Below are 19,834 nucleotides of genomic sequence, written 5' to 3'. Positions count from 1 at the left end.
TTTTTAATGATGGTTTCGTTGCTTTTCATTATAGGTCTTATGGGACTTTTTTTCTCTTGAACATACAATATAAGTGCACAATTTCACCATAAAATACTTCATAAGGCGTTTTCCAGTTGAGACACTTTCGTGGTCTATTATTTAGTTTATCCTCCCACACCACGAGCGCCATGTGAAAGCTTGTCGTCAAAGTGACCGCAATAGATGGCTCTATAAATCGTTTGATAACTAATAACAGATTTCCCATATTCTAGGTATAACCGGCCTTCTATTTCTTCAGGAGACCATTGGCGATCGAGAAAAAGGTGTTTGACAGTATTACTTAAATGATGATCTATTTCAAGCTTTCTCTTTCGCCCACAATGTGATTTTGCAAGTTTATATGCTGCTTGTGCTTTGTTGGGAGTTTAGTATGACGTTTCCATTCCCGACTAATGCTGGAAGGATGACGATGAAGTAATTTTCCGATTTGAGAAAAATTCAGTCCTTTTGTACGGTAAATCAGAATAATTTCACGCTCATCTATGGTAAAATGGTGGTAGCTCATAAGATTTCCTTTCGTAACTAGTTCATTCAACTCTATTTTACTAGAAAATCTTATGAGTTTTTATTGTGCACTTATGATGATATGCTTTTTAACATTAATATTAGAAAACAATATGACATATTATACAATAGGTATCTGTGAAATTGCAGAACATCAGATTTAGTATATTTTCTAGTTAATGCTCAACATATAAAAAAGAGTCTGGGACAAAAAGATTTCAATTTTTAAAAATCTTAATTATTAAGCCCTTCAAATATATAATTAAATGCGAAAAGCGAACAAAGTAGAATTCTGATTACCAGAAAACTAGTTTTGTTCGCTTTTTATATTTGAGGTCGGACTTTTGTCCCAGACTCTCAATGCTAAAATTGACCATTCACTTTAGTTGATAATAAGTCATTTTGCTTTATAGGCTTCTATATCTGGGAGTTCAATCTTTAACAGGGATTGAGATTTCTATTAGATTATTAGCGTAAATAGTTCGGATTGCAGATGAGTCAATCATTTTAGAATCGATTTTTCTTTTTAAAAAGAATTCTCTAATTTTTTCAATTTCTTGTTCTCGTATAGCACGGTGTGTATTTGAAATCAGTATTTCATAGTGAAGAGGAGCTTGTGTGAAAACAACATCACTGTTTCCTGCTGAATAGACCTCTACTAGTGTCGCGTCTGTGCTTTCCAGCTGGCTTTTCACAAGTTCGGCGTGACTATTTGTTGTATTAATAAGCTTCATGCGATTTCCTCCTACATTGTATCTGCTAGTATTATAACATCTTTTTGGAAAATTGTGAACGATTCTCTTTAGGCTTTATGGATGCTTTTCCATTTTTCAATTCCCCATTTATGACTGCCACGTTTAACTTTTTTGATTGCTTCTTCGATTGGATACCAAGCTAGATTGTTGAAATCTTCAACAGGTTTTTGTATCGCAGTGAAGGAAATTGTTTCGTAGATGTAGGCTGGATTATAAAAATGGGTGTCTCTGTGTCGGGAATAGAAGTATTCATCTGCTTGGCCAAGATATTCTCCAATTTGAGCTGTGAAGCCCAGTTCTTCGATTAATTCTCGTTTGAGAGCTGTTAGGTGATCTTCGCCATCCTCAATTTTACCACCTGGAAGGAACCAAGCTCCATTCGGTGCCTGAACTAGAATAATTTTTTCTTTATTCTCATCGGGAATAACAGCATAGACTCCGTAACGGGTCACATATTCTACATTTTCTTCTTTTAATCCAAAGGTTGGGAGTGTCATGATTTTCCTCATTCTCTAGTAAGTTTACTATTATCATAAAGGACTGAAGAGCCTCTGTCAAGACTTTACTAGTATTTTTTTTGATTTCTTGATAAGAAAATAGAGTGAAAGTTCCAGTAAAATCTATTTTGAAGCTTTCAAAGAGCAGTTAGATACTATTCTCTTATCTTGTTGGAAATATATTTGAAGTTACAAGATATTAATAATAAGAAAATTAGCCCCAAATGACAAAAATTTTGTCTAGTAGTCGCTGCTTGTTATTTAAATTCAGATGGGTGGACAAGCACAAAGTGTAGGCACTAGATTGACAAGAAACTTGTTTAGCATCGGGAATTATAGACTATTTTACATCTCAGACAATATGCAGGAGTTTAAAACGAATGCTGCAAAGGTGACGATTGGACTTGGCCTTTATATAAATAAGTAGTTTCCTAGAAATATTACATCTATTCTATTATAAAGAAACCCAACCTAGTTTAAATCCTAAGTTGGGTTTCTTTTCTTATATTTTATTGCTCGGTTTCATCTGTTGTCGGTTTGCTGGGTTCATCAGTAGGATTTTCAGTTTTCTTAGCTGATTTGATGAGGATCTTGCCGTTGCTGGTCATGACCGCCTTGAGATCTTTTTCGCTTGGATTTTCTAGATAGAAGTCGGTAATGGCATCTTCGATATGGTCCTGGATGGTGCGGCGCAGCGGACGAGCACCCATTTTCGGATCGTAGCCCAGATCCACCAGTTTTTCCTTGACTTTTTCGGTGACTTCCAGATGAATGTCATTGCTAGCCAAGCGTTGATTGACATCATCCAGCATGAGATTGACGATTTGCAGCAGGTTGTCCTTACTGAGTGCCTTAAATTCGATAATGCCGTCAAAGCGGTTCATAAACTCAGGACTGAAGAAGTTGCCCAGTTCCCCCAGAACGGAGTTGGTTCGGCCTTCACGCGCAGCCCCAAAGCCAACGCTGGCTTCAGCTTTGCCAGTTCCGGCATTGGATGTCATGATAATAATCGTATCCTTAAAGCTGACAGTCCGACCTTGACCATCAGTCAGGCGGCCATCATCTAGCACCTGCAGGAACATGTGCATGACATCGGGATGTGCCTTTTCTACCTCATCCAGCAGAATGAGCGAATACGGGTTGCGGCGGACGCGTTCTGTCAGCTGGCCAGCTTCGTTATAACCGACGTAGCCCGGAGGTGCACCGACTAGTTTAGATACGCTGTGTTTTTCCATGTACTCACTCATATCAAAGCGAATCATGCTGTCAGCAGAGCCAAAGAGCTCGATAGCCAATTGCTTAGACAGCTCAGTCTTACCGACACCAGTTGGTCCAACAAAGAGGAAGCTGCCGATTGGGCGATTGGGAGTTCCGAGTCCGACCCGGTTCCGGCGGATGGCTTTGGCAATCTTATCCACGGCATCGTCTTGACCGATGACATGGGCTTTTAAGTCGCTGGCGAGATTGACTAGTTGAGACTGTTCTTTTTCTTTGAGATCGCCGACTGGAATATTGGTCTTTTGCTCTACGATGTGCTCAATCGTTTTCTCGCTGATAATCGGAGTATCCTTGTCTAGCACGCTTGTCTGCTGGAGTTCCTTGTACTTGGCAATCTGGTCGCGGAAGTAAGCCGCTTTCTCGAAGTCTTCGTCACGAGTCGCCTGAGCCTTGAGGTTTTCGGCCTCAATCAGCCGCTGGTCAATAACCTTAGGATCAACAAAGTTGAGGGTCAAATTCATCTTAGACCCAGCCTCATCCAAAAGGTCAATAGCCTTGTCTGGCAGGAAGCGGTCTTGGATGTAGCGGTTGGAGAGAAGCGCAGCAGCTTCAATGGCCGCATCTGTATACTTGACGTGATGGTAATCTTCGTATTTTTTCTGAATCCCTTTGAGGATGGTAATGGTTTCCTCTACCGTCGGCTCGTCTACCTTGACGGGCTGCATGCGGCGCTCCAGTGCTGCGTCTTTCTCGATGATACGGTATTCATTGAGGGTAGTCGCTCCGACCATTTGGAGTTCTCCGCGAGCCAGCGCTGGTTTGAGGATGTTCCCAGCGTCCATATTGCCATCGCCAGCAGAGCCTGCTCCGACAATTTCATGGATTTCATCAATAAAGAGAATGACATCCTGACGAGAACGAATCTCATCTATGAGCTTTTGCATCCGCTCTTCAAATTGGCCACGGATTCCAGTCCCCTGTACTAGGCTGACAACGTCTAGGCGAATGACTTCCTTGCCTTGGAGTTTATGAGGCACATCACCATCAACAATCTTCTGAGCTAGGCCTTCGACCACAGCTGTTTTTCCGACTCCGGGCTCTCCAATGAGGACAGGATTGTTCTTGGTGCGGCGGTTGAGGATTTCGATGACACGGACAATCTCTTCATCACGTCCGATAACAGGATCTATCTCGCCTCGGCGAGCCAACTCGGTCACGTTGATACCAAACTCTTCTAGAAGTCCTTTGGGTTTTTGCGGAGCTTGCTGACGTTGACCACCTCCACGGCTGGACCCACCATAACCACCGCCTCCATAACCTCCTCCTGATTGAGTTGGAGGGATATTTGGATTTGGCTCCTGAGGGTGTTGGAAATTGCTGAGGCTGTTAAAGAAATCGTCAATAGGATCGATGTTTTGATTGTTTGTGTTATAAAGACCGCCGAGTAAAGAGTTGTTAGGGTCAGTTTTCATGATTTGGTAGCAGTTTTGACAGAGATCAATCTGCTGTTTGTTTCCATTTACATTTGTATAGAGATGAATGGTTGATTCATTGATTTTACAGTTTTGACAAAGCATGTTCTACCTCTTTCTATAGGAAGCGAAATTGCCTATTTTTAAATGGTCAAAAATAGTCAAAGTTTTTATAATTTCATTATATCAGTATTTTAAAACATTGCAAGAATTAAGTATAAAATCCTAGCTGAGACTGAAGAATTTGCAAGAATTTTGGCGAAAAAATAAGAAAAAGATGCCCTTTTACTGGTATTTCAGTTTCTTTTTGTGGTAAAATAGGAAAGAACCAAGTAAATAGGAGAAATAAAATGGAATCACATTTAGTTAGAATCATCAATCGCTTGGAAGCTATGGCCAAAGATGGTGGAAATTTAAAACGTAATTTTGAGCGTGAAGGAGTTGTTGTCGCAGAAGTAGCTTACAGCTACGACGAAGAAAACGGTCCAGTCTTTACCCTGCGTGATGTTGCAGCGCGTGAGACCTACACTTTCGATAGCATCGACTTGATTGCAATGGAAATTTATGAATTATTGTACTAAAAAAGCAGAGACCTGCTTTTTTATTTTATCCTAAAAGATAGCTGGTTATTTTTATAAGTTTTTATAAGAAAAATGTATAAGTGCGACTGGGAGATTTTTGGTATAATGGATAAGATACTGAAAAAGAAATGAGAAAGTAATGACTAGAATTATTGATGGGAAAGCTTTAGCGGAAAAACTTCAAGCTAAATTAGCAGAAAAAACAGCGAAACTCAAAGAAGAAACAGGGCAGGTTCCTGGCTTGGTAGTTATTTTGGTTGGGGAAAATCCAGCCAGTCAAATCTACGTGCGTAATAAGGAGCGCTCGGCTTTAGCTGCTGGCTTTCGGAGTAAGGTAGATCGTCTACCGGAAGAGACCAGTCAAGAAGAGTTGTTGAGCTTGATTGAAACTTATAATCAAAATCCTGACTGGCATGGGATTTTAGTCCAACTGCCTTTACCTGATCAGATTGATGATGAAGCTGTGCTGTTGGCTATTGATCCAGACAAGGATGTTGATGGCTTCCATCCCCTTAATATGGGCAAACTATGGAGCGGCCATCCTGTTATGATTCCGGCTACTCCTGCAGGTATTATGGAGATGTTTCATGAATATGGCGTTGAACTGGAAGGTAAGCGAGTGGTCGTCATCGGGCGGAGTAATATTGTCGGTAAGCCCATGGCTCAGCTGCTTTTAGCTAAGAATGCGACGGTAACACTGACACATTCGAGGACCCACAATCTAGCTAAGACTGCTAAGCAGGCGGACATTTTAGTTGTGGCTATTGGACGAGGACATTTTGTAACTAAGGACTTTGTCAAGGAGGGGGCTGTTGTCATCGACGTCGGTATGAACCGAGATGAAAACGGCAAGCTGATTGGCGATGTTAAGTTTGATGAAGTAGCTGAAATAGCCAGTCTGATTACCCCTGTACCTGGAGGTGTTGGCCCGATGACTATTACTATGCTGATGGAGCAGACTTATCAAGCCTTTGTCAGAAGTTTAGAGAAATAGTAGCTGTTGAAGCAGTTTGTAAGAGATACAGGCTGCTTTTTGGATGGGAAAAATTGAGCAACAATGGATTTCGGTACAGAGAAGTATTTGGGGTTAGTAATGAGGGGCGATTATGTAGCATTAGCGGGTTTTGAGTATGAATTAGAACTTGATAGAGCAATCAACTGCCTTTTGTTATTTTTCAAAACATGGTATAATGAAGTATTAGGATTCTAGGAGGATGTGTCATGCGGTGTCCCAAATGTGGTGGAAGTAAGTCAAGTGTAGTTGATAGCCGACAGGCAGAAGATGGAAATACTATTCGTCGTCGTCGCGAGTGCGAAGAATGTCAGCACCGCTTTACGACCTATGAGCGTGTCGAAGAGAGAACCTTGGTAGTTGTCAAAAAAGATGGGACACGTGAACAGTTTTCGCGAGATAAAATTTTTAATGGCATTATTCGATCTGCTCAAAAACGCCCTGTTTCCAGCGATGAAATTGAAGCGATTGTAAATCGGATTGAACAAAAGGTCCGAAGTCAAAGTGATAATGAAATTCATAGCGAGTATATTGGTTCTCTCGTCATGGATGAGTTGGCAGAATTAGACGAAATCACATATGTACGTTTTGCCAGTGTTTATCGTAGTTTCAAGGATGTCGGTGAGCTGGAAAGTCTATTGAAGCAGATTACTAAGGGATCCAAAAAGAAAAAGGAAAAATAAATGAAACCAAACAGTCATTTTTCTTTCTTACGAAATAATCGGATTCATCAGGATGTGGGAAATTTTACTAGGCTATATTTGCCGATTGTTGGCAGAGATGCGGCGACCCTGTATTTCTATCTGCTTGCCTTTTGGGATAATGGGCAAAAGGATCATCTCTTTGGGCATATTCTCAATCATCTGGATTTTGGCATGGATGTTTTAGAAAATGCTTTAGAGCGTCTAGCGGCTATGGAGCTCCTAGCTCTTTATCAGAAGGAAGAGCATTATTACATTCGCCTTTCTGCCCCTCTAGTAGCGGATGATTTTTTTCAGCATAACGTCTATACGAAACTCTTGGAGAAAAAAATTGGCGAAGCAGCAACAGATGCCTTGAAACCTAGCAGGGCTGAGGGACAGAAGCTTGAAAAACCATTTGTGCAGGTCTTTGGTTTGGAAGCTGAGCGTCTTGATTTCTCTCAAAAAATGAAAGATTTTGATTTAGGAAATTTCAAACAGCGAATGGCTCAGGAAAATTTACGTTTTGCGGATGAAAAGGAAGATCTCTTAGAACTTTTTGCCATTGCCGAGCAAAAGAAGTGGACCTGGTATGAAACTTATCTTTTGGCTAGAGAAACTGCTATTTCTCAGGTTATCTCGACCAAACGTATGCGACAGAAACTGAATCAAAAGCCAGTTGACGGTAAATTTAGTCAGCAGGAACAGTCCATCATTAGAGAAGCCAAACGTCAAACGTCGCTGATTTTTTTAGCCGAAATTAAGAAAACCCGTCAGGCAGCGATTACTCGGACTGAGCGAAAACTCTTACAAGATATGGCAGAACTAGGCCTTTTGGATGAAGTGATTAACCTCGTCCTACTTCTAACCTTTAACAAGATTGATTCGGCCAATCTTAACGAAAAATACGCCTTAAAAGTGGCCAATGATTTTGCTTATCAAAAGGTGACTTCTGCTGAGGAAGCTGTTCTAAAAATTCGCGAGAGACACCAGCAAACTGTTGGTAACCAGACTGAACCGAAGCGCAAGTCCAGCAATGTACCTAAATGGAGCAATCCTGATTATAAAAATGAAACCAGTCTAGAAAAACAAGCAGAGCTGGAAGAGCAGAAACGCAGACTATTAGCCAAATTGGAAGGAGGTGGTGAGTAAATGGAAAAAGTCGGACAGGCGATGCCTCACATGAATAAGGTTAGGCAGTTTGATTACCAAGAACTGGTCAAGCAAATTCTGGCAGATCCGGACATAGCTGCCTTTATTCAGCAAGAGCAGTTATCGCAGGCTGAAATCCAACGCAGTATTTCCAAATTTAACCAGTATATTACTGAGCGCAATCGTTTTTTGCTCAAGGATGAAGCCTATATTGCCAAGGGTTATAAACCCATTTTGATTAAAAATGAAGGCTATGCAGATGTGTCTTATGAGGAAACTCCTGAGTTGATTGAGCAGGAACGTCAGGAAGCTATTCGTGGTCGTCTAAATTTGATTAATCTGCCGGCCAGTCTTAAGGAAGCCAGTTTGGCTCAGGTTGACTTGGATGATATAGGCCGCTATCAGGCTTTTGAACTCTTGACTAATTTTGTAGCGGATTATCCAAGCTACCAAAAGGCTATCTATCTTTATGGAGATTTTGGTGTTGGTAAAAGCTATATGATGGCGGCTCTGGCTCATGATTTGTCAGAAAAACGGGGCGTATCTACTACTCTGCTACACTATCCTAGCTTTGTTTTGGACGTCAAAAACGCCATTAGTTCTGGTCAAGTCAAAGAAAAAATTGACGATGTCAAAGTGGCTCAGGTCTTGATTCTGGATGATATTGGAGCTGAACAGTCCAGCCCTTGGATGCGGGATGAGATTCTGCAAGTTATTCTCCAGCATCGTATGCAGGAAAATCTGCCAACTTTCTTTACTTCTAATTTTAGTTTTGTGGATTTAGAGCGACATTTTGCCACCGCGAGAAATGGGGATGAGACTTGGCAGGCCAAGCGGGTCATGGAACGAATTCGCTATCTGGCTCAGGAGGTTCGCCTAGAAGGAGAGAATCGTAGATGAATGAAACAATTGATTTGATGTTATCCCATACCTCTGTTCGTCGTTTTACAGAGGAGCAGATTTCAGATGAAGAGTTGAAAATGATTATCAATGCTGGACGGGCAGCTTCTAGTTGGAAAAATTTTCAATCTTATTCCATCATTGTGATACGCAGTCAGGAGAAAAAAGAGGCTCTTTTTGAGCTAGTGCCCCAGAAAGCTATCCTCCAGGCTTCAGCCTTTCTGCTTTTTGTCGGTGACCTTAATCGAGCAGAAAAAGGCGTTCGGTTACATACAGAAGATTTTTACTCAGAGGGCATAGAAAATCTTCTCATAACTTCTGTTGACGCAGCCTTGGCGGGTCAAAATACCCTTTTGGCTGCTGAGAGCATGGGCTATGGTGGTGTCATTATTGGTTTGGCTCGCTATGTTTCTAAAGAAATAGCAGAGCTGTTAAAGCTGCCAGATTACACCTATCCAGTCTTTGGCATGGCTTTGGGGAAACCCAATCAGAACCATGCGGTTAAACCGCGTCTGCCTTATGAAGCTGTTGTTTTTGAAGAAAGTTACCAAGAGCAGGGAAGCTCTGCCATTGAGGCCTATGACCGCGTTCAGGCTGATTATGCTGGAGAGAGAGCTCAGGATACCTGGAGTCAGCGTCTAGCGGCTCAATTTGGTCAAAAGCCTAATTTGGCCAGTCAAGATATCTTGAAAGAGAAGAAATTATTAAACTAGAATAAGAGAGGTAAGTAATGGCTTTACCAACTATTGCCATTGTCGGCCGTCCCAATGTCGGCAAGTCAACGCTTTTTAATCGGATTGCTGGTGAGCGAATTTCCATTGTCGAAGACGTGGAAGGAGTCACCCGAGACCGGATTTATGCGACGGCAGATTGGCTTAATCGTAAGTTTAGTATCATTGATACGGGCGGAATTGACGATGTTGATGCGCCTTTTATGGAGCAAATCAAGCACCAAGCTGAGATTGCCATGGACGAGGCTGATGTCATTGTTTTTGTCGTGTCTGGTAAGGAAGGAATCACGGATGCGGACGAATATGTCGCTCGGATGCTTTACAAGACCCATAAGCCGGTCATTTTAGCGGTTAATAAGGTGGATAATCCCGAGATGCGCAATGAAATCTATGATTTCTATGCTTTGGGCTTGGGCGACCCTTTCCCAGTCTCTTCTGTCCATGGGATTGGTACAGGAGATGTTCTGGACGCTATCGTCGAAAATCTTCCTCACGAGGAAGTGGTTGAAAATCCTGATATGATCAAGTTTAGCTTGATTGGCCGTCCCAATGTCGGTAAGTCTAGCTTGATCAATGCCATCTTGGGTGAAGACCGGGTCATTGCCAGTCCAGTGGCTGGTACTACGCGTGACGCTATTGATACGGTCTTTACAGACAGTGAAGGTCAGGAATTTACCATGATCGACACGGCTGGTATGCGCAAGTCAGGTAAGGTCTATGAAAATACAGAGAAATACTCTGTCATGCGGGCGATGCGAGCCATTGACCGCTCAGATGTCGTTTTGATGGTGCTTAATGCTGAAGAAGGAATTCGTGAGTACGACAAGCGAATCGCTGGCTTTGCCCATGAAGCTGGAAAAGGAATGATCATCGTCGTCAATAAGTGGGATACGCTGGAAAAAGACAACCACACCATGAAAGACTGGGAAGCAGATATTCGTGACCAGTTCCAGTACCTATCTTATGCGCCAATTATCTTTGTTTCTGCCCTGACCAAGCAGCGTCTCCATAAGCTGCCGGACATGATTAAGCAAATCAGTCAAAGCCAAAACACCCGTATTCCATCAGCGGTGCTCAATGATGTCATCATGGATGCTATTGCCATCAATCCAACGCCGACCGACAAGGGCAAGCGCCTCAAGATTTTTTATGCGACTCAGGTTGCGACTAAACCGCCAACTTTTGTCATCTTTGTCAACGAAGAAGAGCTGATGCATTTCTCTTACCTGCGTTTCTTGGAAAATCAAATCCGCAAGGCCTTTGTCTTTGAAGGAACACCGATTCACTTGATTGCAAGGAAGCGGAAGTAGGAGCTTTAAGCGAATCAAGTCTGAGTTTTTTTAGGTGGGTTCTAGTTTCACCAGCTAGTAAATCCAGATAGGAACAAGTTATATCTAATTCAGTTGCTGCCAGTGATGAAATAAACCATTTTGAAGCTGAGGGATTTTTTAAAAGAGAAGCCTTTTAGGACGTATATAAAACCTACTTGGATGCTTCCTCTCCTTATCGGAAAAGCCAGATTGAACTGTGTGAAAAAAGAACGAGTAGTACCAGTCTTTAAGTGGATATGCGCAATCTTATCAAGCTTGGTATCCGCTTCTACCAAAGTCTGAGGTGGAGTATCACATATCCAAAAAGTAAATGAGTGATTAGACATAGGCATTCTCTACATAAAGAAAGCAAGTTGATGCTTGCTTTTTCTTATTGTGTTCAAAATATGGTATAATAAAAGGATAAACGTTAGGTGGTAATTATGGCTAAATTAATTCCTGGTAAAATTCGAACAGAAGGGATTGCGCTCTGTGACAGCAAAAAGGTTGAAATTCTTGAAGTCAAGGATTCCTTTTTGTACACGCGCGTGGATCAATACAATCTACGCTATAGTCTAGATGATGAGGCAGTTTTCTGCTCCTGTGATTTTTTTCAAAAGAAGAAGTATTGTGTCCATCTGGCTGCCTTAGAATATTTTCTGAAAAATGATGCGGCTGGCAAAGACCTACTAGAAAAGATGGAAGAAAAGGAGTCATCCAGTCAGGAAACCCAGAAGTTAGTCTCTTTTGGCAGTCTTTTTTTGGATAAGATTTTGCCAGATAAATCCGGGCAGCAAATCTGCTATGAGCTATCGGCGACCGGTCAGGAAGATACTTACACAGGACAATTCTTATGGAGTCTGCGGATCAGTCGACTGCCAGATGAGCGTTCTTATGTGGTACGTGATATTTTGTCCTTTTTGAGAACCTTGGACAAGGGCGGCCATTATCAGATTGGAAAGAGTTATTATGAGCCCATCCGCATAGAGAATTTTGATGAGGCCAGTCAAGATTTGCTAGAATTCTTACGGGGCTTGGCATCGGATTATAAGGGGCAGGATTCTTCGCTAGTCTTTCCCAATGCAGGGCGGCACCTCTATTTTCCAGCCAGTCTTTTTGAAGAAGGTGTGACTCGCTTGATGAATCTCACGTCATTTCGTTTGGAATATAGCTTCTATGATTATTCGGAGGTATTTTTTCAGGACTTGCATGAAGAGGCGGAGATTTATCAGTTTGAGGTGCAAGAGCGTGAAAACTATTTTGAGCTACTGATATCAGAAAAGAATTATAAGATTCTCTATGGGGGTCAATTTATCTTTCATAATCAGACATTCTATCAACTGACGGCTCAGCAGACCAAATTAATCAAGGCTTTACAGGAACTGCCGATTGAGCAGGAACGAGTAAAGCGCCTGCAATTTGATGTATCTGAGCAGTCCAAACTGGCAGTGAGTTTGGTCGAGTTTAAAAAAGTTGGCCGTGTGACAGCACCTGAGCGTCTGCTCATTCATGACTTTACCGTGGATTTCGAATTTAATTTGGGGGCGGACAAGCAAGTATTACTGGCTCTTGTCTTTGATTATGGCAGTCAGACCGTAACCAGTCGTGAGGGACTAAGAAACCTGCCTTTTGCTAGCAATTTTGAGCGAGAACAGCAGGTTTTTAAAGAAATGCTGGAGGCGGGTTTTGCAGATGAGTTTATCAGCCAGCGTCCGCCTTTGCGACCAGAAGAAATTTACCGTTTCTTCTCCGTTTTGATTCCGCGTTTTAGAGCACTGGGCAATGTCCACCTGTCAGATAAGTTGCAAGCCTTGTCCCACACAGAACCTCCGAGAGTTTCCGTCGGTATGAACGGTGGTCTCTTGGATATTGGCTTTGATTTTACTGGTATTGATCAGTCTGAAGTGGATGATGTTCTAGATTCGCTGATGAATAAAAAGGATTATTTTATCAGCAAGACGGGTCAGGTCTTGATTTTTGATGAGAATAGTAAGCGAATCAGCCAGACCTTGCAACAATTGCGAAGCAAACATTCTAAAAATGGGGTTATCCAAACGCATAGTCTGGTCGCCTACCAACTCTCTGAATTGTTCAAAGATCAGGAAAGAGTTGACTTATCGGAAGATTTTCGCCAGCTGGCTTATGATTTGACCCACCCCGAGGATTTTCCTCTGCCTGAGCTGAAAGTTCAGGCTGAGCTTCGGGATTATCAAGAGACGGGTGTAAAATGGCTATCCATGCTGAATAAATATGGATTCGGCGGTATTCTAGCCGATGACATGGGCTTGGGGAAGACTCTTCAGACCATTTCTTTCCTAGCTGCTCATTTGATCAAGTCTAAGAAAGTCTTGATATTGGCACCGTCGAGCCTGATTTATAACTGGAGTGATGAGTTTGCCAAATTTGCCCCAAAGCTAGATGTTGCCGTTGTGTATGGACTGAAAAATGCTCGAGATGCTGCGATTGCAGAAAATCATCAGATTACGATTACCAGCTATGCTTCTTTCAGACAAGATGTTGAAGAGTATCAGGGGCTTCATTTTGACTATTTGATATTGGACGAAGCACAGGTCATGAAAAATGACCAGAGCAAGATTGCTCAATATTTGAGAGCATTTGAGGTGGAGCGGACTTATGCCTTGTCTGGCACGCCGATTGAAAATCATCTCGGCGAGCTCTGGTCTATTTTCCAGATTGTCCTTCCGGGCTTGTTACCGGCCAAGAAAGCTTTTTTGAAGATGTCGGCAGAAACGGTTGCGCGCTATATCAAACCCTTTGTTATGAGGCGTAAAAAAGAAGAAGTCTTGCAGGAACTTCCTGATTTGATTGAGGTTTCTTACCGTAACGAACTAGCAGACAGCCAGAAAACGATTTATCTAGCCCTGCTCAAGCAAATGCAGGAGCGAATTCTCCATGCAACGGAGGAGGAAATCAATCGCAGTAAAATTGAAATCTTGTCAGGTCTTATGCGGCTCCGTCAAATTTGTGACACACCTAAGTTATTTATGGAGGATTACGATGGGGAAAGCGGTAAGCTGGAGAGTTTGCGTGAGCTGCTGGAGCAGATCCAAGACGGCAATCATCGTGTTCTGATATTTTCACAATTCCGTGGAATGTTGGATATCATCGAGGCCGAGCTGGATCAGATGGGGATGGAATCCTTCAAAATCACGGGCTCAACCCCTGCAAAAGATCGTCAGGAGATGACAACGGCTTTTAACCAAGGAGAACGGTCAGCCTTTCTGATTTCCCTCAAGGCCGGCGGTGTCGGTCTCAACCTGACTGGTGCAGATACCGTTATTTTGGTGGACCTCTGGTGGAATCCAGCGGTAGAAGCTCAGGCCATCGGCCGGGCCCATCGTATCGGACAGGAACGCAATGTCGAAGTTTATCGGCTGATTACAAGGGGAACCATTGAAGAAAAAATCCAGGAATTGCAGGAGACTAAACGAAATCTGGTTTCAACTATTCTGGATGGGGCAGAAGCACGCTCTAGTCTTTCGCTGGAGGAAATTCGAGAAATTCTCGGAATTTCACCAGAATCGCTTGAAAAATAGTTTGAATAGTTTATAATAATGAAGAGTTGAAAGGAAAATCAAAATGACTGATAAACAATTTCCTCTAGTTGCTGATGATGAAATCATGCTGACAGAGATGCCACACATGAATTTGTATGATGAATTGGACCTCATCAGCAATATTATTGGGGACTATACAGACCGTAACTATTTAGAGTGGGTGCCGATTGTTGATTCTAGCAAGTATGCACCAGCTGCTGCCAACCTAACTGTCAAAGGACCAGTTAAAAAACAGGCTAATTTTCAAGATTTTAAAAGACCAATTGATAAAAGTGATCCAGCTATTCGCTATGCTGAGCAGGCGCGTGAAGAAGCTAGAGCTGATTTGAAAAAGAAACGCTCGGCTCCTTATTTGACCAGTGAAATTCCCAATAAGATTCGGAATAGGAAAGTTTCGGCTGTTGCTCATTCGACCACGGAGCAGCCAAAGCCGACTGCAACTTTCCAGAAAAATGCTGCGGGAGAGTTTGCTAAATTTGGAAATAAACTCAAACAAGAATCCTATATTTTAGCAGAGATTAAGCCTGATTACAGACCTAAGACTCAAAAATTCAAGGAAAAACCTAAGAAAAATACCTATGATTTTTTGAAGAACAGTCAAGTCTATAAGCAAAGCAATCCTCAGGAAGAGCACAAGAAACATAGAATGGCTCAAGAATTGAACTTGACCAAATTAGATAAGGAGTAAAAGCTATCATGACGAAAACCTATCATTTTATCGGGATTAAGGGCTCTGGTATGAGCGCTTTAGCATTGATGCTGCACCAAATGGGCCATAAGGTTCAGGGCAGCGATGTTGATAAATATTATTTCACTCAGCGCGGTCTGGAGCAGGCTGGCATTTCCATCCTGCCTTTTGATGAAAAGAATGTCCAGCCAGACTATGAAATCATTGCTGGCAATGCCTTTCGTCCAGATAACAATGTAGAAATTGCTTACGCAGATGCTAACGGTATCGGCTACAAACGCTACCATGAATTTTTAGGTGGCTTTATGCGTGACTTTGTCAGCTTGGGAGTGGCTGGTGCCCACGGGAAGACCTCTACAACGGGTATTCTCTCCCATGTTCTGTCCAATATTACGGATACTAGCTATCTGATTGGAGATGGTACAGGTCGTGGATCGGCCAATGCTAAGTATTTTGTCTTTGAGTCAGACGAGTACGAGCGCCATTTCATGCCTTATCATCCAGAATATTCGATCATTACCAATATTGACTTTGACCATCCGGATTATTTTACTGGCTTGGAAGATGTCTTTAATGCGTTCAATGATTATGCCAAGCAAATCACTAAGGGGCTCTTTATCTATGGAGAAGATGAGCAGCTGCGTCGGATAACATCCAATGCACCGATTTACTATTATGGATTCCAGAAAGAGAGCAATGATTTTGTCGCGCATGATTTGTTGCGTTCGACTAGCGGTTCCATCTTTAAAGTTTCCTTCCGCGGGCAGGAACTGGGCGAATTCCAAATTCCGAGCTTTGGCCGCCACAATATCATGAACGCAACAGCTGTGATTGGGCTCCTTTATATTGCTGGCTTTGACTTGAATTTAGTTCGCGAGCATTTGAAATCCTTTGGCGGAGTCAAGCGTCGCTTTACAGAGAAGATTGTCAACGAAACAGTCATCATTGATGACTTTGCCCACCATCCGACAGAAATTATTGCGACTCTGGATGCAGCTCGTCAGAAGTATCCAAGCAAGGAAATCGTGGCAATCTTTCAGCCGCACACCTTCACTCGGACTATTGCTCTCTTGGACGAATTTGCAGAAGCCCTCAATCAGGCTGACGCGGTCTATCTAGCTCAGATTTATGGATCTGCGCGTGAGGTAGACAATGGCGATGTTAAGGTCGAGGATCTAGCTGAAAAGATTGTCAAGCGGGCCAAGGTCATTGATGTGGATAATGTTTCTCCGCTTCTTGACCACAGCAACGCAGTTTATGTCTTTATGGGAGCTGGTGACATCCAGACTTATGAATATTCCTTTGAGCGTCTCCTGTCTAATCTGGCTAACAATGTCCAATAGGCTGTAACTGTGGAAGTATACACCAAGATTAGGCAAGCCCAGTTGAGCGACTGGGAAGAAGTTGTTCATATTTTGAGAATTTGAATTTTTCTAAAGAAGAGGCAGCTAGTCCGGGAGCGCTGAAAGAGCGGATTCAACTGATTGCAGATACCTTTCTGATTGCAGAGCTCAATGGGCAAATAGTGGGATATGTCGTTGGTCCTGTCCTTGTCTCGCGTCATCTAACTGATATCCTCTTTACCAGAGTGACAGCCAATCCTCCAACTGGTGGCTTTATTGCCATCCGAAGCCTGTCTGTCCATCCAGATTTCCAGCGTCAGGGTATGGGAACTCTGCTCTTGGCGGCTCTCAAGGAGACGGCTGTTCAGCAAAACCGGCAAGGCATCAGCCTAATCTGTCATGATGAGCTTATCTCTTATTATGAGATGAATGGTTTTGGCGATGAAGGCATTTCCCAATCTTTCCACAGCGGAGCCCCTTGGTTTGATATGGTTTGGGACAATCCCGACTTTAAGGAGAGACAATGATTATCCGTCAAGCAAGTCTAGCAGACTTGGATGCGATTCATAGAATTGAACTGGAGAATTTCAGTCCAGAAGAAGCTATTAGTCGTGAGATATTGGCAAAGCATATTGAAACGATTTCCACGACATTTTTGGTTGCGGAAAAAAATGGCAAGATTCTGGGCTATTTAGAGGGACCCATTCGACCAGAACGACACTTGCATGATGTTTCTTTCACACTGGAGATAGAGGACTGCTATTCTATCGACGGCGGCTTTATCTCTCTTACCAGTCTGTCTATTTCGAAAGAAGCACAAGGCTTGGGTGTAGGAAGAGCCTTGCTGGAAGCTATGAAGGAAATTGCTATTGCAGATGAACGCCACGGCATCAATCTGACCTGCCATGATTATCTGACGGCTTATTATGAAAGACATGACTTCGTCAATGAAGGGCAGTCAAAGTCAACCTATGCTGGTGAAGTTTGGTATGATATGGTCTGGGAAAATCCTCAGTCAAACTGTCATTAAACTGTAACAATAAATAGGTTCTGAAATCCGAATAATATTGCATTTATCAAGGTTTTAAGATATAATATTAAGGATTATGAACAAGGAGGTCAAGTTTTTGACTGAAAATTCACAAGATAAAGAGAAAAATCTGAGCTTTAAGGAACAGATTCTAAAAGAATTGGCAGGGGCTGGTGGAGAAGGACAGTCTTCGGACTTAGAACCAGCAGCTGACAATAAAGAAGCAGTGCTCACCGAAAACATTGAATCCCTTCTTTCATCTGTTGAGGCTTCTCATAAAGCTTTAGCGGAGATTTCTGAAGAAACACCTGCAGTTGATAGTCTGGTAAACACAGAAACTTCGGAAGAGGAAAAAGCTGAAGATGGCCAAACAATGATACTGGAGAGCCTGATAGCTAATTTGAACACAGAAGCACAAGCTGCGGATGCTCAGGAAGTTAAAGTTGCCGAGCCTGAAACACGTGATGGTGAATCAATGACTTCTTCAAAGGTGCCAGTGTCTTATAAAGTTTCAGGAGAAGCAGCTCCTGAGCCTCAAGTAGAAGAAGAGCCAGCTCAAAAGATAAGCGAAAATCTATCTCGTGCCGATCGGGCAAGAAATACAAAGAAAAAGAAGCGTCAGAACAAGGTGGCACGGAATATTGTTCTAACTGTTCTACTTATCGTTCTGATAGGTGTTGGGGTTACAGGTTTTGTTGGCTACAACTATTTCTCTTCTGCTCTGAAACCGATTGATGCAAATTCTACGGAGTACGTTACAGTCGAAATTCCAGCTGGATCAAGCTCTAAAGAAATCGGTGAAATTCTTGAAAAGAATGGCCTGATTAAGAACGCTCAAGTTTTTAATCTTTATTCAAAAATCAGAAGTTACGGCAATTACCAATCTGGTTATTATAATCTACAAAAGAGCATGGACTTAGACTCTATTGCTAAGCAGCTACAAGAAGGTGGTACGGAAACGCCACAGCCACCAGTTCTTGGGAAAATTACCATTCCGGAAGGCTATACGCTTGAGCAGATTGCGGAGACGGTCACTGCCAATGCAGCTGCAACTTCAAAAAAGAATGCTAAGACACCATTTAGCAAGGAAGATTTCTTAAATAAAGTTCAAGATGAGGACTTTATTGCGAAAATGCTTGCCAAATATCCGCAACTCTTAGCAACTCTTCCTGGAAAGGACAGTGGAGTCAAGTACCGTTTGGAAGGCTATCTCTTCCCAGCTACTTATGAATATGGGAAGGAAACTACAGTTGAGGAACTGATTGACCAAATGTTGGCTGCCATGAATACGAATTTGTCGCAGTATTACTCAACGATTGAGTCCAAAAACCTGACTGTCAATGAAGTATTAACTCTCGCTTCACTGGTTGAAAAAGAGGGTTCAACTGACCAGGATCGTAAAGATATTGCCAGTGTCTTTTATAATCGTTTGAACCAAGCAATGCCGCTTCAAAGTAATATTGCGCTCCTTTATGCTCAAGGAAAGCTTGGAAAAAAGACGACTCTCAAAGAAGATGCTGAGATTGATACCAATATTGATTCTTCATACAATGTTTATAAGAATCAAGGTCTGATGCCTGGACCAGTAGATAGCCCAAGCCTCTCCGCCTTAGAAGCTACAATTAACCCAAGTAAGACAGACTATCTTTACTTTGTAGCCAACGTGGAAACAGGTGTTGTCTACTTTGCAAACACATACGAAGAACATGCTAAGAATGTAGAAGAACATGTCAATAGCAAGCTAACCCAATAAAGCGACAGTTCTAACAAAATTATGTGGTTTTCCACATAATTTTGTTTTATTAAAAAATAAAAGAAAAGAGAAAAAATTATGGCTGAAAAAACGTATCCGATGACCCTTGCGGAAAAGGAAAAATTAGAAAAAGAATTAGAAGAATTAAAATTGGTCCGACGTCCAGAAGTGGTAGAGCGCATTAAAATTGCTCGTTCTTATGGGGACTTGTCAGAAAACAGTGAATACGAAGCAGCGAAAGATGAACAAGCCTTTGTGGAAGGTCAGATTTCAAGTCTTGAGACTAAAATTCGCTATGCTGTGATTGTAGATAGTGATGCAGTTGCCAAGGATGAAGTTGCTATCGGGAAAACAGTTACCATTCAAGAAGTCGGTGAAACAGAAGAAGAGGTTTATATCATTGTTGGTTCTGCTGGAGCAGATGCTTTTGCTGGTAAAGTTTCAAATGAAAGTCCAATTGGCCAAGCTCTGATTGGTAAGAAAACCGGTGACACTGCAACGGTTGAAACACCAGTTGGCAGCTATGATGTTAAAATCTTAAAAGTTGAAAAAACAGTCTAAATGAATTTGAAAAGGCTCTTTGTCAAC

Annotated in this window: 16 protein-coding genes and 2 pseudogenes; 14 read left to right on the top strand and 4 right to left on the bottom strand. The window is 42.2% G+C overall.

The genetic code is table 11. The features are described 5' to 3' along the window. Nucleotides 1-155: 155 nt before the first annotated feature. From STRDD04_RS11670 to STRDD04_RS02875, 4 genes and pseudogenes are all read right to left on the bottom strand, one after another. Nucleotides 156-547, bottom strand: a pseudogene (locus STRDD04_RS11670) (transposase); the annotation flags it as partial. 430 nt (nucleotides 548-977) lie between these two features. Further along, nucleotides 978-1,280, bottom strand: coding sequence for a DUF1827 family protein (locus STRDD04_RS02885; RefSeq protein ID WP_037614566.1), 303 nt, complete (start codon nucleotides 1,278-1,280; stop codon nucleotides 978-980). A 68-nt stretch (nucleotides 1,281-1,348) separates the two neighbouring features. Then, nucleotides 1,349-1,798 carry an NUDIX hydrolase gene (locus STRDD04_RS02880; protein ID WP_037614568.1) on the bottom strand — a complete coding sequence of 150 codons (450 nt, stop codon included), beginning with the start codon at nucleotides 1,796-1,798 and terminating at the stop codon, nucleotides 1,349-1,351. Nucleotides 1,799-2,307: 509 nt separating this feature from the next. Continuing rightward, nucleotides 2,308-4,593, bottom strand: a complete 2,286-nt coding sequence (locus STRDD04_RS02875; RefSeq protein WP_062199170.1) for an ATP-dependent Clp protease ATP-binding subunit — start codon at nucleotides 4,591-4,593, stop codon at nucleotides 2,308-2,310. Between the two features lie 245 nt (nucleotides 4,594-4,838). On the opposite strand from STRDD04_RS02875, the gene STRDD04_RS02870 reads away from it, so the two are divergent. From STRDD04_RS02870 to greA, 14 genes and pseudogenes are all read left to right on the top strand, one after another. After that, on the top strand, nucleotides 4,839-5,069 hold the full coding sequence (locus tag STRDD04_RS02870) for a DUF1797 family protein (RefSeq protein WP_037614573.1): 231 nt from the start codon (nucleotides 4,839-4,841) through the stop codon (nucleotides 5,067-5,069). A gap of 139 nt (nucleotides 5,070-5,208) precedes the next feature. Beyond that, complete coding sequence (locus tag STRDD04_RS02865) at nucleotides 5,209-6,063, top strand: bifunctional methylenetetrahydrofolate dehydrogenase/methenyltetrahydrofolate cyclohydrolase (RefSeq protein WP_062199168.1); 855 nt, start codon at nucleotides 5,209-5,211, stop codon at nucleotides 6,061-6,063. Nucleotides 6,064-6,290: 227 nt separating this feature from the next. Beyond that, the gene (gene nrdR / locus STRDD04_RS02860) at nucleotides 6,291-6,764 is read left to right on the top strand and encodes a transcriptional regulator NrdR (protein ID WP_037614692.1); all 474 of its coding nucleotides are present in this window, start codon (nucleotides 6,291-6,293) and stop codon (nucleotides 6,762-6,764) included. Continuing rightward, nucleotides 6,765-7,913 (top strand): replication initiation and membrane attachment family protein, encoded by a 1,149-nt coding sequence (locus STRDD04_RS02855; protein ID WP_062199166.1) that lies wholly within the window; start codon nucleotides 6,765-6,767, stop codon nucleotides 7,911-7,913. After that, nucleotides 7,914-8,813, top strand: a complete 900-nt coding sequence (dnaI, locus tag STRDD04_RS02850; RefSeq protein ID WP_062199164.1) for a primosomal protein DnaI — start codon at nucleotides 7,914-7,916, stop codon at nucleotides 8,811-8,813. Further along, nucleotides 8,810-9,526, top strand: a complete 717-nt coding sequence (locus STRDD04_RS02845) for an NADPH-dependent oxidoreductase (protein WP_062199162.1) — start codon at nucleotides 8,810-8,812, stop codon at nucleotides 9,524-9,526. The genes dnaI and STRDD04_RS02845 overlap by 4 nt, the downstream gene beginning before the upstream one ends. A gap of 17 nt (nucleotides 9,527-9,543) precedes the next feature. Further along, on the top strand, nucleotides 9,544-10,854 hold the full coding sequence (der, locus tag STRDD04_RS02840; RefSeq protein WP_062199159.1) for a ribosome biogenesis GTPase Der: 1,311 nt from the start codon (nucleotides 9,544-9,546) through the stop codon (nucleotides 10,852-10,854). A gap of 443 nt (nucleotides 10,855-11,297) precedes the next feature. After that, on the top strand, nucleotides 11,298-14,411 hold the full coding sequence (locus tag STRDD04_RS02830) for a pilus expression-regulating Snf2 family helicase (RefSeq protein ID WP_062199155.1): 3,114 nt from the start codon (nucleotides 11,298-11,300) through the stop codon (nucleotides 14,409-14,411). Nucleotides 14,412-14,454: 43 nt separating this feature from the next. Continuing rightward, nucleotides 14,455-15,120 (top strand): divisome accessory protein ZapJ, encoded by a 666-nt coding sequence (locus STRDD04_RS02825; RefSeq protein WP_062199153.1) that lies wholly within the window; start codon nucleotides 14,455-14,457, stop codon nucleotides 15,118-15,120. 8 nt (nucleotides 15,121-15,128) lie between these two features. Further along, entirely contained in the window at nucleotides 15,129-16,463 is a 1,335-nt protein-coding gene (murC, locus tag STRDD04_RS02820) for a UDP-N-acetylmuramate--L-alanine ligase (protein WP_062199152.1), read from the top strand. A gap of 9 nt (nucleotides 16,464-16,472) precedes the next feature. Then, nucleotides 16,473-16,990 (top strand): annotated as a pseudogene (locus STRDD04_RS02815) (GNAT family N-acetyltransferase). Continuing rightward, on the top strand, nucleotides 16,987-17,493 hold the full coding sequence (locus tag STRDD04_RS02810; protein WP_062199149.1) for a GNAT family N-acetyltransferase: 507 nt from the start codon (nucleotides 16,987-16,989) through the stop codon (nucleotides 17,491-17,493). The pseudogene STRDD04_RS02815 and the gene STRDD04_RS02810 overlap by 4 nt, the downstream one beginning before the upstream one ends. A gap of 76 nt (nucleotides 17,494-17,569) precedes the next feature. Next, a complete protein-coding gene (mltG, locus tag STRDD04_RS02805) occupies nucleotides 17,570-19,246 on the top strand; it encodes an endolytic transglycosylase MltG (RefSeq protein WP_231853871.1) in 1,677 nt (558 codons plus the stop codon). A gap of 78 nt (nucleotides 19,247-19,324) precedes the next feature. Further along, nucleotides 19,325-19,807, top strand: a complete 483-nt coding sequence (gene greA / locus STRDD04_RS02800) for a transcription elongation factor GreA (protein WP_037614661.1) — start codon at nucleotides 19,325-19,327, stop codon at nucleotides 19,805-19,807. Nucleotides 19,808-19,834: the final 27 nt, after the last annotated feature.

It is taken from the genome of Streptococcus sp. DD04, assembly GCF_001578725.1.
GTDB classification, from domain to species: Bacteria; Bacillota; Bacilli; order Lactobacillales; family Streptococcaceae; genus Streptococcus; species Streptococcus sinensis.
The sequence above is the reverse complement of the archived record's forward strand: the minus strand, read 5'-3'. Positions and strand labels throughout refer to the sequence as shown.